We start from the raw sequence: 16,548 nt of genomic DNA, 5'->3' as shown, positions 1-16,548 counted from the left end.
TGCCTAGAGTCGATCCTGGCACTCTCGGTGTGAGAGTGCTGACCCTCAGGCTCGGTGCCGCCGGCACCCGCGACGACGGCCGGCATCTGACCGAGGGCGAGAATCAGCGTGCGCGTCCGTGCGGACGCGCACAGGTATCAGCCCACTAGCGAAGGAGAGTGCCGCGTGTCGGTCTCCATCAAGCCCCTCGAGGATCGCATCGTCGTCCAGCCGCTCGAAGCCGAGCAGACCACCGCTTCCGGCCTGGTCATCCCGGACACCGCCAAGGAGAAGCCCCAGGAGGGCAAGGTCGTCGCCGTGGGTCCGGGTCGCGTGACCGACAACGGCACCCGCGTGCCGGTCGACGTCGCCGAGGGCGATGTCGTCCTCTACTCGAAGTACGGCGGCACCGAGGTCAAGGCCGGCGGCGAGGACTACCTCGTGCTGTCCGCCCGCGACGTGCTGGCGATCGTCACCAAGTAAGCACCCGTGAACACCCCGGCTCCGCATCCGCGTGCAGCCGGGGTGTTCCCGCGTTGAGAGGAGAGCCGCATGGCCAAGCAACTGCAGTTCAACGATGCCGCCCGCAAGGCGCTGGAGGCCGGTGTCGACAAGCTCGCCGACACCGTGAAGGTCACCCTCGGCCCCCGCGGCCGCAACGTGGTGCTCGACAAGAAGTGGGGCGCCCCCACCATCACCAACGACGGCGTCACCATCGCCCGTGAGGTCGAGCTCGACGACCCCTACGAGAACATGGGGGCCCAGCTCGCCAAGGAGGTGGCCACCAAGACCAACGACGTCGCCGGTGACGGTACCACCACCGCGACCGTGCTGGCCCAGGCCCTGGTCAAGGAGGGCCTGCGCAACGTGGCCGCCGGCGCCGCCCCGGGTGCGCTCAAGCGCGGCATCGAGGTGGCCGTCGAGGCCGTCGCGAACCGCCTCAAGGAGAACGCCCGCGACATCGAGGGCAACGAGGTGGCGCACGTGGCCACCATCTCCGCCCAGGACCGGCAGATCGGCGAGCTGCTCGCCGAGGCGTTCGAGAAGGTCGGCAAGGACGGGGTGATCACCGTCGAGGAGTCCTCCACGACGCAGACCGAGCTGGTCGTGACCGAGGGCATGCAGTTCGACAAGGGCTACCTGTCCCCGTACTTCGTCACCGACGCGGACCGGCAGGAGGCCGTCCTTGAGGACGCGCTGATCCTGATCAACCAGGGCAAGATCTCGAGCCTGCAGGAGTTCCTCCCGCTGCTGGAGAAGGCCCTGGGCGCCTCCAAGCCGCTGTTCATCATCGCGGAGGACATCGAGGGCGAGGCCCTGTCCACCCTGGTGGTGAACAAGATCCGCGGCACCCTGAACGTCGTCGCCGTCAAGGCGCCGGGCTTCGGTGACCGCCGCAAGGCCATGCTCCAGGACATCGCGACCCTCACGGGAGCGCAGGTGGTGTCCCCGGATCTCGGCCTGAAGCTGGACCAGGTCGGTCTCGAGGTGCTCGGCACCGCGCGTCGGATCACCGTGACGAAGGACGCGACGACCATCGTCGACGGCGCCGGCTCGTCCGAGGACGTCGCGTCCCGCGTCGCCCAGATCCGCTCGGAGATCGAGCGGACCGACTCGGACTGGGACCGCGAGAAGCTGCAGGAGCGCCTCGCCAAGCTGGCCGGCGGCATCTCCGTGATCAAGGTCGGCGCCGCCACCGAGGTGGAGCTGAAGGAGAAGAAGCACCGCATCGAGGACGCCATCTCCTCGACGCGTGCCGCCCTGGAGGAGGGCATCGTCGCCGGTGGCGGCACCGCCCTCATCCACGCCGCGAAGGCCCTCGACGAGGACCCGACTGTGCAGAAGCTCGAGGGCGATGCCGCGACCGCGATCGGCCTGGTCCGCCGCGCCGTGGCCCAGCCGCTGCGCTGGATCGCCGAGAACGCCGGGCACGACGGCTACGTCGTCGTCTCGAAGGTCGGCGAGCTGAACCCGGGCGAGGGCTTCAACGCCGCGACCGGCGAGTACGGCAACCTGCTCTCCGCCGGCGTCATCGACCCGGTCAAGGTCACCCGCTCGGCGCTGCAGAACGCGGCCTCGATCGCCTCCCTCGTGCTCACCACCGAGACCCTCGTGGTGGACAAGCCGGAGGACGACGAGGAGAACGGCCACCAGCACTGAGCTGACGCCTGACGCCCCGCGTCACACGCACGAGGCCCCGCGGACCGGATGGTCCGCGGGGCCTCGTCGTGTCGGTGGGCGTGAGGGGGCCGGCTCAGCCGCCGGCCAGCCGCTCGACCGGGAAGTCGAGGACCACGGTGCCGGGCGGTGCGTAGTTCGGCACGTCGGCCTCCACCGCCTGGCCCTCCGGGGAGGCCATCGCCGCCGCGAAGTCCTCGGCGGAGTCGAACTCCGCCTCGAAGACCGCGACGTACGGGGACGCGGCTCCGTCGAGGGCGAGCGAGAAGCGCGAGGCCCGGACCCGGGGCAGCCGGGCCGCCAGCGGGAGGTGCCGGGTGCGGTAGTACTGCTCGAAGGCGGCTCGGTCGGCCGGTTCGGGGTAGAGCACGAGGAGCTGGTGCACGGGAATCCTCTCAGGGGCGTCGGTTCAGGAGCGTCGGTTCACGGGGTGTCGGTGGCGGCGAAGGAGTTCGGGATGCGTCGCATCGCGACCACGGCGGCGAAGCTGACGATGCTGAACACGATCATGAACACGGAGACCGCGTAGACCGTTCCCGCGGCCCCGAACAGCGCCGTGGCGATCAGCGGGGAGAACCCGCCGCCGAGGCACGCGCCGACGGCGTAGGCCAGGGACACCCCGCTGGCCCGTACTCGGGCGGGGAAGAGCTCGGCGAACAACGCCGCCTGCGGGCCGTAGGTCGCGGCCAGCCCGAAGGTCAACACCACCACCGCCAGCACGATCAGGCCCGGGTTGCCCGTGTTGAACAGGGCGAAGAACGGGAACGCCCACACCGCGAGCAGTCCGTACCCCAGGAAGTAGACCCGATGCCGGCCCACCCGGTCGCTGAGCCGGGCGAACCACATCATGGACCCGAACCACGTCACGCAGCCGACCAGCATGACGTTCAGCATCAGGTTGCGGTCCAGCTTCAGTGCCGTGGTCCCGTACGAGGTCATGAACGCCAGGAAGATGTAGCCGACGGCGTTGTTGCCGATGAAGGAGAGGACGGCCAGCACGACGCGCGTCTTCTGGGTGCGCAGCAGCTCGGCGAGCGGGATGCGCTCGAGGGTGGAGGTGCGCTCCAGGGCCCGGAACACCGGGCTCTCGTCGACCCGGGCGCGGATGACGAAGCCGATGACGACCATCACGGCGCTGAGCAGGAACGGCACTCGCCAGCCCCACGAGGCGAACTGGTCGTCGCTGAGCATGAAGGTGGCGGCGAGCAGGACGACGTTGGCGAGGAACATCCCGGCGGGCGTGCCCAGCTGCACGTAGTTGCCGAACCGGCCGCGCTGCCCCCGCGGGGCGTGTTCGACGGCCATCAGGGCGGCGCTGCCCCACTCGCCTCCCGCGCTCAGCCCCTGCAGCAGCCGCAGCGCGACGAGCAGGACGGGGGCCGCCGCGCCGATCTGCGCGTAGGTCGGGAGCAACCCGATCAGGGTGGTGGCCGCACCCATCAGCGTGAGCGTGGCGACCATGACCTTCTTGCGGCCGATCCGGTCGGCGAGGTGGCCGGCGAGGATGCCGCCCAGCGGCCGGGCGATGAAGCCGACGGCGAAGGTCGCGAACGCGGCCATGGTGCCGGCCAGCGGGGAGATGTCGGGGAAGAAGAGCTTGCCGATCACCAGGGCGGAGGCGATGGAGTAGACGTGGTAGTCGTACCACTCGACGCTGGTGCCGACGGCGCTGGCGAGGGCGACCTTCTTCTTCTGCCGGTCGTCGACGGCGACGGCGGCGGTACTGGTGCTCATGTCCATGTCAGGTCCTCGAGGTGGTGGGGGAGGGCGCGGTGGTCAGGTGCTCCCAGTGCGTCATCGCCCGGGTGTGGTCCACGTCGCCCACCGCGCTGAGGGCGTCGTCGAGTGCGGCGGAGACGGCATGGCACACCGGCGCCGGATGATCCATGGCCTCGGTGAGATGCCGGGCGATGCCGACGTCCTTGGCGTACAGGCCGAGCGCGAACCCGGAACCGAAGGTGCGGCTGACCACGTGCTGACCCAGCACGTTGCTGCTGACCCAGCTCTGCCCCGTGGACGCGTTGAAGACGTCCACCATGGTCTGCTGGTCGAGGCCGAAGCGCTCGCCGGCGATCAGGGCCTCGCACGCGGCCGTGGTGGCCGCGGCGGCGACGAAGTTGTTGAGGGCCTTCATGGCGTGACCGCTGCCCAGCCGCCCGGTGCGGAAGATCCGGGCGCTCATGGCCTCGACGACCGGAACCGCGCGGGCGAGCGCGTCCTCGTCGTCGCCGCCGAGCATGATGGACAGGGTGCCGTCCTCGGCCCGCAGCACACCACCGGAGACGGGGGCGTCGACGAGCGTGACGCCGGCGGCGGCCAGCCGCTCGCCCAGCAGCACGGTCTCGGTGGGATCCGACGAACTCATGTCGATGACCACCGTGCCCGGGGCGAGGTGGGCGGGAATGCCGCCGTCCCAGTCCAGCAGGGCGGCGGCCACGATCCGGCTCGTCGGCAGCATCGTGACGATCGCCGCGACCGGCGCGAAGTCGGCGGGGCCGGAGGCCGCCGTGCCGCCGGTCTGCTCCGCGAGCCGGTCGCGGGCGGCGGGGTCGGCGTCGTGCAGGACCACGGGATAGCCGGCGGCGGCCAGATTGCGCACCATCGGGGCGCCCATCGTGCCGAGGCCGATGAAGCCGACCGGGGGGAGCGCGGGTGCCTGTTCAGATGCTTGCTCAGACATGGGTCGACTCCTCCGCCGGCGCGGGCGACGCGCTCGCGGACAGGATCTCGTCGGCGGCGCGGAAGCCGTCCATGGCGGCCGGGATGCCGCAGTAGAGGAAGGAGTGCAGCATGAGTTCGCGGATCTCCTCGGCGGTGACCCCGTTGGCCACGGCGCCCCGGAGGTGGATGCGGATCTCGTGCGACCGGCCGGTGGCCACGAGCATGGCCAGGGTGATGAGGCTGCGCACGCGCAGGTCCAGCCCGTCCCGCTGCCAGACGTCGCCGAAGCAGTACCGGGTGACGACCTCCTGGATCTTGTCGTTCAGGTCCGTGGTGTGCTCCACCTGGTCCTCGGCACCGGAGGGGCCGAACATCGCCCGTCGCAGGGCCAGGCCGGCGTCGTAGTACTCGTCCTTGATCATGCGGTCCTCGTCATCTCGTCGAGCGGAGCCGGTGTGGCTGCCTCGCTGACGAGTATCGTGACCGCCGCTGTGCCGCCGCTTGCTCCGTCGTGCAGGCGGCTTGCGTCTGCACGCACGGCCGTGCCCGCACCGCCGCAGCGCGCACCGGGTTTGATCCGTGGCGCACCGACGCCGCCGCAGCGGTGCGCGGCCGTGCGGACGGGCTACCCTGACCCCCAGGTATGACGTACATCACCGTCCCCGACCCCGGCGCGGGGCCGGCGAGGCGGACGCGCGCGAAGGAGCGGCAGCGGTGGCGGAACAGATCATGGAGACGGTGACGATCGGCGGAGCCAACGTCTTCGAGGCGACGACGTTCGCGCAGTGGGAGCAGCGGATGTCGAACCGCTTCGTCCGTCTGCAGCTGAGCACGAACCGCCCCGACGACTTCCACGCGGTGCTGCACGGGCGCAGCTACGACGAGATCTCCCTCTCCCGGATCGAGGCCGACGCCCACCAGGTGGACCGGCTCCAGGACTTCATCTGTGCCGGGGAGGCGCGCTACTTCAAGTTCAGCCTGATCCTCGCCGGGGCCGGCCTGGTGGTGCAGGACGGGCGTGAAGCGGTGCTCGGGCCGGGGGACATGACGCTCTACGACACCAGCCGCCCGTACAGCTCGTTCTTCGAGGACGGCACCGAGAGTCTCGTGATGGTCTTCCCGCAGGAGGCCCTCAGCCTCTCCGGCGAGAACGCGGCCCGGGTGACGGCGCGACCGCTGTCCAGCGACTACGGCACCGGCCGGCTGGTCGAGCCCTTCCTCCGGGGCCTGGCGGCGTCCCTGGACGCCCCGTGCGGCAGCGGTGGCATCATGCTCGCGCACAACGCCCTGGACCTGGTGAACACCCTGATCCACACCGAGCTCGGCGGCACCACCTGGCGGCCGGACGCCCGGCTGGACGCCGTGGCGGAGGTGCAGGCGTTCATCGAGCGAAATCTCGCCACCGGGGACCTGACGCCGGCGCGGATCGCCGCGGCGCACTACATGTCCACGCGCCGGCTGCACTACCTCTTCGAGGGCGTGGGCACGACGGTGACGAGCTGGATCAAGGCGAGGCGGCTCGACCGGTGCCGCCGGGACCTCGCGGACCCGGCGCTCGCCGCGGCGACCATCACCCAGGTCGCCCAGCGCTGGGGATTCACCGACCCGGCGCACTTCAGCCGCGTGTTCCGCGCCGCCTACGGGACCAGCCCGAGCGAGTACCGCCGCGCCTGCTGAACGGCCCGTCCGGCACGAGGGTCCGGAACCCCGGCGTCAGCCGTCGGCCTGGTCGCGCAGCAGCTCCTCGAGCTGCTCGTAACCCTCGCGCATGCCGCCCTCCATGCCGGAGGCCACCATGCCGTCGCGGGCCTCGACGCTCGGGTACACGGCATGGATCCTCAGGCGCGTCCGGCTCCCGCCTCCCGGCCCGGCCGGCAGCGGCTCGAACGTCAACGACTCGATGCTGACGACGTCCGGCACCCCCTCGTACTCGAAGGTCTGGACGGCGAACCGATCCTGCCGGACGGTGTGGAACGTGCCGCGGAAGCGGAACTCCTCACCCGCCGGGTTGCGGTGGACGAAGCTCCAGCTGCCGCCGGAGCGGAAGTCCCAGGCGCCGACGTCCATGGTGTACCCGCGCGGTCCCATCCACCGGCGCACCAGGTCCGGGTCGGCGTGGGCGCGGAAGACGGCGGGCACGGGGGCGTCGAACTCCCGCGTGCTGTCGATGAACGGCAGGCCCTCGGGGGCCTCGATGGTCAGGGCGTTGCTCATGATGACGTCTCCTCTCGGGGGGACTGCTCGTCTCGGCCGGGGTCGGCGAGATCGGCCGCCGGGGGATGGTCCTCCGGCGCGGGGGCGGCGCCGAGCACCTCGTCGAGGGCTCGATACCGCGCCTCGTGGATCAGGCGATAACGGTCGATCCACGCGGTGAGGCGCTCCAGGCGGTCGGGTTCCAGGTGCACCGGCCGGCGCTGCGCGTCGCGGGTACGGCTGACCAGACCGGCGTGTTCGAGGACGCCGATGTGCCGGGAGACGGCCTGCGTGGTGATGGGATGCGGTGCGGCCAGCTCGTTGACCGTGGCGGGGCCGCGACTGAGGCGGGTGACGATCGCGCGCCGGACGGGATCGGCGAGGGCGAGGAAGGCCTGGTCGAGCCATGCCTCTCCCGCGTCATCGGCCTCGCGTCGGGGCACCGCTGTCACCTCTTTTGTCAACCGATGGGTTGATCAACGTTAATGTTGATTACGTGATCGTAGGACCGCGTCGACCTCGGCGTCAATGACTGTCCGGTAATCTAGGCCGGTCCGTTTCTGCCCGTGAGGAGCTCCGTGACCGTGACGTCAGCATCGCCCGTCCGCCGGGACGGACGCGACGAGTCCCGCCGGGCGCGGACCTTCCGTCCCGAGGTGCAGGGGCTGCGTGCCCTCGCCGTCCTGATGGTCGTCTGCTACCACGTGTGGCTCGGCCGCGTCTCCGGCGGTGTCGACGTGTTCCTCATGCTCTCCGCGTTCCTGCTCACGGGCAGCTTCATCCGGAAGCTGGACCGTGGCCGCCCCCTCGCCCTCGGCGGCTACTGGGTGCACCTGTTCAAGCGGCTGCTGCCGGCGGCGGTCACGGTGATCGTGCTGGTGATGCTCGCCACGGTGCTGGTCCTGCCCCGATCCGCGTGGTCGGGCGTCGTCGAGCAGTCCTGGGCGAGCCTGAGCTACGTGCAGAACTGGCTGCTCGCGTCCCAGGCGGTCGACTACTACGCGGCGCACGACACGGCCAGTCCGCTGCAGCACTTCTGGTCCCTGTCGATCCAGGGACAGGTCTTCATCCTCTGGCCCCTGCTGTTCCTGGCCGGCCGGGCGCTGACCGCTCCGATCGCGCGACGCGTGCGATGGGTGAACCACCGCACGGTGATGTTCGGCATCTTCTCGCTCGTCTTCGTCGCGTCCCTGCTCTTCTCCGTCGTGGAGACCGCGACGAATCAGGCGTTCGCCTACTTCGACACCCGGGCCCGTCTGTTCGAGTTCGCGTTCGGCTCCCTGCTGGCGCTGACCATCGACCGGCTGGTGTTGCCGCGCCGGCTGCGGGTCCTGCTGGGGTGGGCGGGCGTCGTCGCCATGCTCGCCTGCGGCTTCGTCCTCACCGTGGACCGGGCCTTTCCCGGTGTCGTGGCCCTCTGGCCGGTGTTGGCGGCGGCGGCGATCGTGGTGGCCGGACGAACCGGCAGCCCGCTCGGTGCCGACCGGCTGCTCTCCTGTCGCCCCCTCGTCCGGCTCGGCGACATCTCCTACGCCCTCTATCTCGTGCACTGGCCGGCGCTCATCGTCCTCACCCTGGTCACCGGCCGGACCCATCCCGGGCCGGTGACCGGTGCGCTCCTCGTCGTCGGGTCGGCGGGTCTGGCCTGGCTGATCACCCGCTACGTCGAGCGGCCGATCCGCACCAACGCCGGGCTCGAGGCGCACCGCCTCCGGGCGGCCGCCGTCATCGTCGTGTGCGTCGCGCTCGTCGCGACGCCGCTGACCCTGTGGCAGCAGCGGCTCGACGCGGACCGCGCCGCGGCGGCCGCTGCCGTCGGCGACGGCGCCCACCCGGGTGCGCTCGTCCTCGCCGACCCCACCCGGTCCACGCCGACCGGCGTCGAGCCCGTCCCCGCGGTGAGCGCCATCCGGGAGGAGTTCGCCGGGCTGCCTCACGGGTGCACCGAGGACCTGGTGGACGCCGCCCTGCTCGCGACGTGCTCGCAGCTGGCGGAGGCCGACGCCGACGCGACCGCCTCCCGGACCCTCTACGTGGTGGGCGATTCCCATGCCGAGCAGTGGTTGCCCCCGGTGCGGGCCGTCGCCGAACGCAACGGCTGGAACGTCGTCTCCGTGCTCCTGGGCGGATGCGCCCTGGCGGTGACCACCGGCGCGGACGCCTGTGCGGAGCACAATCGGCGAGTGCTGGACACGCTCACCGCGGTCAAGCCGGACGCCGTCGTCGTGGTCTCCACCGCCGCCTCGGCCGAGCAGGCGCAGGACACGGTCCGGCCCGGGTTCGAGGACGCGGTGGCCGCGCTGACCGACGACGGTATCGAGGTGGTGGGGTTGCGGGACAACCCGCGATTCGCGCGCGACCTGACCGCCTGCGCGCAGAAGCAGGGCGCCGACGACCCGGACTGCAACCCGGCGCGATCCACGGCCCTCACCGACACCAACCCCGCCGACGCGATCGCCGATCGCATCCCGGCATTCCACTCGCTCGATCTGACCGATCTGATCTGCGGGCCGATCACCTGCGCGCCGGTCCAGGGCAACGTGCGCGTCTTCATCGACGACAACCACGTCACCGCGACGTACGCCGCCACGATGACCGAGCCCTTCGCGCAGCGGCTGTTCGCCGCGACGCGATGGGCTGGCGCCTGACCCGCACCGACGCCACCGGTGTGCGCCCGGCGCCCTGCCGCGCCGAGACCCGGTGACGTCGGTCACCGACGCCGGACGCGGGGTGGCGCCGCGACATAGGATGGACGCCAACCCCCAACCTGTCCGGGCCGCCCCGGGTGCTCACCCCGCGGCCCCGCGCGACCACGAGAGGCGAGCATGGCGGTGGAGAACGACCACGATCCGTTCGCATTGATCGGCCTGACCTACGACGACGTCCTGCTGCTGCCCGGCGCGACCGACGTCATCCCCTCGGAGGCGGACACGTCCTCCCGTCTGTCCCGGCGGATCACCGTGGCCACCCCGCTGCTGTCCGCGGCCATGGACACCGTGACCGAGTCCCGGATGGCCATTGCCATGGCCCGCCAGGGCGGCCTCGGCGTCATCCACCGGAACCTCTCGATCGCCGATCAGGCCGAGCACGTGGACCGCGTCAAGCGCAGCGAGTCCGGCATGATCACCCGACCCGTCACCATCGGGCCCGAGGCGACGCTGATCGAGCTGGACCGGCTCTGCGCGTACTACCGGGTCTCGGGCCTGCCGGTGGTCGACGAGGCCGGCACCCTGCTCGGCATCATCACCAACCGCGACACCCGCTACCTGTCCCGCGCCGAGTTCGCGGCCCGCTCGGTGCGTGAGGTGATGACGCCGATGCCGCTGATCACGGGGTATCCGGGGATCAGCCGTGAGGACGCCCACGCGCTGCTGGCGAAGAACAAGATCGAGAAGCTGCCGCTGGTCGACGACGCGGGCACACTGCAGGGCCTGATCACCGTCAAGGACTTCACCAAGGCCGAGGAGTTCCCGCTGGCCACCAAGGACGAGGCGGGCCGGCTGCGTGTCGGCGCCGCCGTCGGGTTCTTCGGCGACGGCTACGAGCGGGCCATGGCCATGGTCGAGGCCGGCGTCGACGCCCTGTTCGTGGACACCGCGAACGGGCACAGCCAGGGCGTGCTCGACATCATCGCCCGGCTGAAGAAGGACCCCGCCTCCGCGCACGTCGACGTCATCGGCGGGCAGGCGGCCACCCGGGCCGGCGCGCAGGCCATCGTCGACGCCGGCGCGGACGCCGTCAAGGTCGGGGTGGGGCCGGGCTCCATCTGCACCACCCGCGTCGTCGCCGGTGTCGGCGTCCCCCAGATCACCGCCATCCACGAGTCGGCCAAGGCCACCCGCCCGGCCGGCATCCCGCTGATCGCCGACGGCGGCCTGCAGTACTCGGGCGACATCGGCAAGGCCCTCGTGGCCGGCGCGGACACCGTGATGATCGGATCCCTGCTGGCCGGCTGCGACGAGGCTCCCGGCGACCTCGTGTTCGTCAACGGCAAGCAGTTCAAGACGTACCGCGGGATGGGCTCGCTCGGCGCGATGCAGACCCGGGGCAAGAACACCTCCTACTCCAAGGACCGCTACTTCCAGGCGGACGTGCCCGACGACGAGAAGCTCATCCCCGAGGGCATCGAGGGGCAGGTGCCCTACCGCGGCCCGCTCTCCGCGGTCGCGCACCAGCTCGTCGGCGGGCTGCGCCAGACCATGTTCTACGTGGGGGCGCACGACGTCGCGCAGCTGAAGGCGCACGGGCAGTTCGTCCGGATCACCCCGGCGGGCCTGAAGGAGTCCCACCCGCACGACATCATGATGACCGTCGAGGCCCCGAACTACACCAAGTGAGGGCAGGGCCGGCGGCGGCGCCGGCCGCCCCGGCCCGCTGACGCGGCGCGATAGGGTGGTCCGGTGACTCCCCAGATCGAGATCGGCCTGTCCAAACGCGGTCAACGGGCGTACGCGCTCGACGACGTGGCGGTGGTCCCGTCCCGGCGCACCCGCGACCCGCAGGACGTCTCGCTCAGCTGGCAGATCGACGCCTACACCCTCGACATCCCCGTCATCGGCGCGCCGATGGACTCGGTCATGTCGCCCGCCACGGCGATCGAGCTGGGCCGGCTCGGGGGCCTCGGCGTGCTCAACCTCGAGGGCCTGTGGACCCGGTACGAGGACCCGCAGCCGGTGCTGGCCGAGATCGCCGAACTGCGCGGCGGACGGTCCAACCCGGCCACCATCCGCCGCCTGCAGGAGCTCTACGCGGCGCCGATCCAGGCCGACCTGATCGCGTCCCGGCTCGCCGAGATCCGCCGCGCCGGGGTCACCGTCGCGGGCTCCCTGACCCCCCAGCGCACCCAGGACTTCTACCGCACCGTCGTCGACGCCGGCGTGGACATCTTCGTCATCCGGGGCACCACCGTGTCGGCCGAGCACGTCTCCAGCGGCCGCGAGCCGCTGAACCTGAAGCAGTTCATCTACGAGCTGGACGTGCCCGTCATCGTCGGCGGCGCCGCCGGGTACACGCCGGCCCTGCACCTGATGCGCACCGGCGCGGCCGGCGTCCTGGTCGGTTTCGGCGGCGGTGCCAGCTCCACCACGCGCCGGTCCCTGGGCATCCACGCCCCGATGGCGACGGCCATCGCCGACGTGGCCGCCGCCCGCAAGGACTACCTCGACGAGTCCGGCGGCCGGTACGTGCACGTCATCGCCGACGGGGGACTGGGCACCAGCGGCGACATCGTCAAGGCCATCGCGATGGGCGCCGACGCCGTCATGCTCGGCAGCGCCCTCGCCCGCGCCGAGGAGGCGCCCGGGGCCGGCTGGCACTGGGGGCCCGAGGCGCACCACGCCGAGCTGCCGCGCGGGGAGCGCGTGCACCTCGACGTCGTCGGCTCGATGCAGGAGATCCTCAACGGTCCCGCCCGGCACTCCGACGGATCGTCCAACCTGATGGGAGCGCTCCGGCGCACCATGGCCACCACCGGGTACTCCGACCTGAAGGAGTTCCAGCGGTGCGACGTCGTCGTCGCACCCGCCCCCACCCTCGGCTGACAGCGGACGCGCTCGCGAACGCGGTCGCCGGGGGGACAGAATGGGACGGTGGGCGACACCCACCGCGCTGCTCTTGAGGAGAAGAGGATCACCATGGCTGACTTCACCGAGGCGACCGGCGACCTGAGCCCGCAGTACCGCGACCACGCGGTCGCGGCCCTGCACGCCAGCACCGACCCGCACCGCGAACTCGACATCCTCGTCGTCGGGGGAGGCGTGGTCGGCGCCGGCGCCGCCCTGGACGCCGTCACCCGCGGCCTGGACGTCGGGCTCGTCGAGGCGCGGGACTGGGCTTCGGGCACGTCGTCCCGCTCCTCCAAGCTCATCCACGGCGGCCTGCGCTACCTGGAGATGCTGGACTTCGCCCTGGTGAACGAGGCGCTCAAGGAGCGCGGCCTGCTGTTGACGCGGATCGCGCCGCACCTGGTGCGGCCGGTGCCCTTCCTCTACCCGCTGCACCAGCGGTTCATCGAACGGCCCTACGTCGGGGCCGGCATCGCCCTCTACGACGCGCTGAGCTTCTCCGGCTCGCACGGTCGGGGGCTGCCGATGCACAAGCACCTCTCCCGCCGCGCCACCCTGCGGGCCGCGCCCAGCCTGAAGCAGGACGCGATGGTCGGGTCGATCCGCTACTACGACGGCCAGGTCGACGACGCGCGGATGGTCACCAACATCATCCGCACCGCCGCCCACTACGGCGCGAAGGTGGTCAACCGGACCAGCGTGATCGACTTCCTGCGCGAGGGCGAGCGGGTGGTCGGCGCCAAGGTCAAGGACCACGAGTCCGGCGAGGTGTACGACATCCGCGCCAAGCAGGTGATCAACGCGACCGGTGTCTGGACCGACGACACGCAGGCACTGGTCACCGACCGCGGCCAGATGAAGGTCCGTGCCTCCAAGGGCGTGCACCTGGTGGTCCCGCGGGACCGGTTCCAGTCCACCGTGGGGTTGATCCTGCGCACCGAGAAGTCCGTGCTGTTCGTCATCCCGTGGGGGCGGCACTGGATCATCGGCACCACCGACACCGACTGGAACCTGGACAAGGCGCACCCCGCCGCCACCAGCGCCGACATCGACTACATCCTCGAGCACGTCAACACGGTGCTGGTCCGCCCGCTCACCCGGGAGGACGTCGAGGGGGTCTACGCGGGGCTGCGGCCGCTGCTGGCGGGCGAGAGCGACTCGACCGCGAAGCTGTCGCGCGAGCACGTCGTGGCGCACCCGGTGCCGGGCCTCGTCGTCGTCGCCGGCGGCAAGTGGACCACCTACCGGGTGATGGCCAAGGACGCCGTCGACGAGGCGGCCCGGTCCCTCGACGAGCGGGTGCCCGAGAGCGTCACGGAGTCGATCACCCTGCTCGGCGCCGACGGGTACCAGGCCGCCTGGAACCGGCGTGGCCGCACCGCGGAGCTGGCGGGCGTGCATGTGGCCCGCGTCGAGCACCTGCTGCAGCGCTACGGTTCGATGGCCCGGCACCTGCTCGCGATGATCGCGGACCGTCCGGAGCTGGGCGCGCCCCTGCCCGGCGCCGACGACTACCTGGCCGCGGAGGTGCTGTACGCCGTCACCCACGAGGGCGCCCGGCACGTCGAGGACGTGCTGACCCGCCGCACCCGGATCTCCATCGAGGCCTGGGACCGTGGCGACTCGGCCGCCCCCGTGGTCGCCGACCTGATGGCCGGCCCGCTCGGCTGGACCCCGGAGCAGCGTGACCACGAGGTCGAGGTGTACCTGGCCCGGGTGAAGGCGGAGCGGATCAGCCAGGAGCAGCCGGACGACGCCTCGGCGGACGCCGAGCGCATCCGGGTCGCGGACATCGTCTCGGCCACCTGACCATGACCGTCCGAGCGGGATGGGCGCGGCCGTGAGCGAGCCGGAGGACCCGTCGGGCATCCGCCCGACGCCGGCCGAACTCGACACGCTGCGCCTCTACGACGAGGGGTTGACGCGCGCCGACCTGGTGCTGCTGGACCTGGTCGCCGACGACCGGGCCGACGCCGTCGACCAGCTCACCGCGCTGCTGGTGGCGGCCGGGCGGGTGACCGACGGGCCCGCGTTCACCGCGGCGATCGGGGCGCGCGAGCACCAGATGGCCACCGGCCTGCCCGGCGGCGTCGGCCTCCCGCACGCCCGCAGCGAGACGGTGACCCAGGCGAGCCTGGCCGTCGGCATCGCCGCCTTCGGGAAGCGGATCGACTTCGGCAGTGCGGACGGGCCCGCCGACATCATCCTGCTCCTCGGCACGCCGGCCGGCTCGCTCAGCCTGCACCTGGAGGTCCTGGCCGGCATCGCCCGCTCCATGGCGCAGCCCAACGTCCGCGAATCCCTGCGCCGCGCCTACGACGCCGAGGTGATCGCCGAGCTGGTCAACTCGACGTTCTGGTTCCCGCCCGAGGCCTGAGCGGCGCCCGGTCCGGGCCTCGCGCCGCCCGCGGTTGGGCCCGGTGACCACGGCCCGCTAGGGTTGAACAGTGCTTCGGACCGCCCTGAAGCCGCGGTGGATCGCGGCTCTCCTGCTCGCGCTGGCGGTCTCCACCGTGTTCGTGCTGCTCAGCCAGTGGCAGTTCTCCCGGTCCGCCGAGACCGGCCCACCGCCGCCCACGCAGACCGAGCAGGTCAAACCGCTGGTCGACGTCGCCCCACCGGCCCGCGAGTTGACCACCCCCGAGGTGGACCACCGGGTGAGCATGAGCGGCCGCTACCTGCCCGGGCAGCGGGTGTTCGTCGCCGGCCGCCTGGAGAACGGCGACCGCGGGTACTGGGTGGTCGAGCCGTTCGAGGTGGCCGGGGCGCCCGCCGTGGCCGGCTGGAGCGGCGCGGCCACCGTCATCCCGGTCGCCCGCGGCTGGGTGGCGGATCCCGCCGACGCGGGCCCGACGCCCGACGGGACCCTCGCGGTCACCGGGCGGCTGCTGCCCGCGGAGGCACCGCGCACCGGCGACACCGGCCCGGCCGACCAGGTCGGCGCCCTCGCCCCGTCCCAGCTCGTCAACCGCTGGGACCGGCCCAGCTGGGCCGGCTTCGTCACGGCGGACACCGAGACCCGTGGCGGCACCGAGGTGGGCGCCCGTGCGGCCGGGTCCGGGATGCGCGGAATCACCACCTCCGCCCAGCCCACGGACACCCCGGTGAACTGGCTGAACATCTTCTACGCCGTCGAATGGGTCGTGTTCGCCGGCTTCGCCATCTACCTGTGGTGGCGGCTGGTCGCCGACGATCACCAGCGCAGCCTCGAGAACGAGGACGAGGACGGCTGGGACGACGACGAGGCGTCCGCGACCGTGACCGGTTCCACTCGGGTTCCGTCCAGCCTGACCGGGGACAATCTCCGGGACAGCGACAGCGTTCCCCGGACGGGGAACCCCAACGAGGTGCAACAGTGACAGAGAGCAATCCGCAGCCAACCACGGCACCCGCGTCGTCCGCGCCGGCGGGCCGGCCCGCGACGACGGGGGGCGGGCCCCGGGGCGACGGCGGGCCGAGCCGGCCGACGCGACGCCGCTTCGGCGGGACGAACGCCCAGATCCGCTCCGCCCTCGGGTTCTACCGGGTGATGGCCTATCTGACCGGCACCTTCCTCATCCTGCTCTGCATCGAGATGCTCGTCCGCTACGGCGCCGGTTACGACCTGATCGCCGGTGGCACCGACGCGGCGACGAACACCACCGTCCCGCTCGGGCTGAACATGATCGCCGCCGACAACCTGAGCGGGGGGCTGAACCTCTCCACCGGCATCCTCATCGTGCACGGCTGGCTGTACGTCCTCTACCTGATCGCCGACTTCCGGCTCTGGTCCCTGATGCGCTGGCCGTTCACCCGATTCCTCGTCATCGCTCTCGGCGGCGTCGTACCCGGCCTGTCCTTCGTGATGGAGCGACGCATCCACCGCGAGGCGGAGCACGAGCTGGTGGCCAACCCGAAGGCCGCCCGCCGATACTGAGCGCGGCACCCACGCCGCCCGCGTGCGGCGGGTCCCGGCCGGTGCGATTGGGGGCGG

General features: G+C 71.8%; 16 protein-coding genes. 10 read left to right on the top strand and 6 right to left on the bottom strand.

Annotation, left to right across the window (positions count from 1 at the left end):
- Positions 1–165: 165 nt before the first annotated feature.
- Both groES and groL read left to right on the top strand, forming a co-directional pair.
- Complete coding sequence (groES, locus tag IEX22_RS05340; protein WP_188667174.1) at positions 166–462, top strand: co-chaperone GroES; 297 nt, start codon at positions 166–168, stop codon at positions 460–462.
- 69 nt (positions 463–531) lie between these two features.
- Entirely contained in the window at positions 532–2,139 is a 1,608-nt protein-coding gene (groL, locus tag IEX22_RS05335) for a chaperonin GroEL (RefSeq protein ID WP_188667172.1), read from the top strand.
- A gap of 94 nt (positions 2,140–2,233) precedes the next feature.
- Here the strand turns inward: groL and IEX22_RS05330 are convergent, their stop codons facing one another.
- The 4 genes from IEX22_RS05330 to IEX22_RS05315 are packed head-to-tail and all read right to left on the bottom strand — an operon-like array spanning position 2,234 to position 5,240.
- The gene (locus IEX22_RS05330; RefSeq protein WP_188667170.1) at positions 2,234–2,542 is read right to left on the bottom strand and encodes an EthD family reductase; all 309 of its coding nucleotides are present in this window, start codon (positions 2,540–2,542) and stop codon (positions 2,234–2,236) included.
- Positions 2,543–2,580: 38 nt separating this feature from the next.
- Entirely contained in the window at positions 2,581–3,891 is a 1,311-nt protein-coding gene (locus tag IEX22_RS05325) for an MFS transporter (RefSeq protein WP_229659790.1), read from the bottom strand.
- Between the two features lie 7 nt (positions 3,892–3,898).
- The gene (locus IEX22_RS05320; RefSeq protein WP_188667166.1) at positions 3,899–4,837 is read right to left on the bottom strand and encodes an NAD(P)-dependent oxidoreductase; all 939 of its coding nucleotides are present in this window, start codon (positions 4,835–4,837) and stop codon (positions 3,899–3,901) included.
- Complete coding sequence (locus IEX22_RS05315) at positions 4,830–5,240, bottom strand: carboxymuconolactone decarboxylase family protein (protein ID WP_229659789.1); 411 nt, start codon at positions 5,238–5,240, stop codon at positions 4,830–4,832. Before IEX22_RS05315 ends, IEX22_RS05320 begins: the two co-directional genes overlap by 8 nt.
- Positions 5,241–5,532: 292 nt before the next feature.
- On the opposite strand from IEX22_RS05315, the gene IEX22_RS05310 reads away from it, so the two are divergent.
- Positions 5,533–6,495 carry an AraC-like ligand-binding domain-containing protein gene (locus tag IEX22_RS05310; RefSeq protein WP_188667165.1) on the top strand — a complete coding sequence of 321 codons (963 nt, stop codon included), beginning with the start codon at positions 5,533–5,535 and terminating at the stop codon, positions 6,493–6,495.
- A gap of 36 nt (positions 6,496–6,531) precedes the next feature.
- On the opposite strand, the gene IEX22_RS05305 is transcribed toward IEX22_RS05310, so the two are convergent.
- Together IEX22_RS05305 and IEX22_RS05300 are read right to left on the bottom strand one after the other, a co-directional pair.
- Positions 6,532–7,032: an SRPBCC family protein gene (locus IEX22_RS05305; protein ID WP_188667163.1), complete on the bottom strand. Its 501-nt coding sequence runs from the start codon at positions 7,030–7,032 to the stop codon at positions 6,532–6,534.
- Positions 7,029–7,454, bottom strand: coding sequence for an ArsR/SmtB family transcription factor (locus IEX22_RS05300; RefSeq protein WP_188667161.1), 426 nt, complete (start codon positions 7,452–7,454; stop codon positions 7,029–7,031). The genes IEX22_RS05305 and IEX22_RS05300 overlap by 4 nt, the downstream gene beginning before the upstream one ends.
- A 135-nt stretch (positions 7,455–7,589) precedes the next feature.
- Here IEX22_RS05300 and IEX22_RS05295 point away from each other — a divergent pair, with 135 nt between their 5' ends.
- From IEX22_RS05295 to IEX22_RS05265, 7 genes are all read left to right on the top strand, one after another.
- Entirely contained in the window at positions 7,590–9,659 is a 2,070-nt protein-coding gene (locus IEX22_RS05295) for an acyltransferase family protein (RefSeq protein ID WP_229659788.1), read from the top strand.
- 177 nt (positions 9,660–9,836) lie between these two features.
- The gene (guaB, locus tag IEX22_RS05290) at positions 9,837–11,348 is read left to right on the top strand and encodes an IMP dehydrogenase (RefSeq protein ID WP_188667159.1); all 1,512 of its coding nucleotides are present in this window, start codon (positions 9,837–9,839) and stop codon (positions 11,346–11,348) included.
- 63 nt (positions 11,349–11,411) lie between these two features.
- Complete coding sequence (locus tag IEX22_RS05285; RefSeq protein WP_188667157.1) at positions 11,412–12,551, top strand: GuaB3 family IMP dehydrogenase-related protein; 1,140 nt, start codon at positions 11,412–11,414, stop codon at positions 12,549–12,551.
- Positions 12,552–12,644: 93 nt separating this feature from the next.
- Positions 12,645–14,384, top strand: a complete 1,740-nt coding sequence (locus tag IEX22_RS05280; RefSeq protein WP_188667155.1) for a glycerol-3-phosphate dehydrogenase/oxidase — start codon at positions 12,645–12,647, stop codon at positions 14,382–14,384.
- 31 nt (positions 14,385–14,415) lie between these two features.
- On the top strand, positions 14,416–14,952 hold the full coding sequence (locus IEX22_RS05275; protein WP_438816595.1) for a PTS sugar transporter subunit IIA: 537 nt from the start codon (positions 14,416–14,418) through the stop codon (positions 14,950–14,952).
- 70 nt (positions 14,953–15,022) lie between these two features.
- Positions 15,023–15,934, top strand: coding sequence for an SURF1 family protein (locus IEX22_RS05270; protein ID WP_188667151.1), 912 nt, complete (start codon positions 15,023–15,025; stop codon positions 15,932–15,934).
- The gene (locus tag IEX22_RS05265) at positions 15,931–16,491 is read left to right on the top strand and encodes a DUF3817 domain-containing protein (RefSeq protein ID WP_188667458.1); all 561 of its coding nucleotides are present in this window, start codon (positions 15,931–15,933) and stop codon (positions 16,489–16,491) included. The genes IEX22_RS05270 and IEX22_RS05265 overlap by 4 nt, the downstream gene beginning before the upstream one ends.
- Positions 16,492–16,548: the final 57 nt, after the last annotated feature.

The sequence above is a fragment of the Tersicoccus solisilvae genome (genome assembly GCF_014643255.1).
In the GTDB taxonomy this organism is placed as follows: domain Bacteria; phylum Actinomycetota; class Actinomycetes; order Actinomycetales; family Micrococcaceae; genus Tersicoccus; species Tersicoccus solisilvae.
Note: the sequence above shows the minus strand (reverse complement) of the source record. Positions and strands in the feature narration are given on the sequence as shown.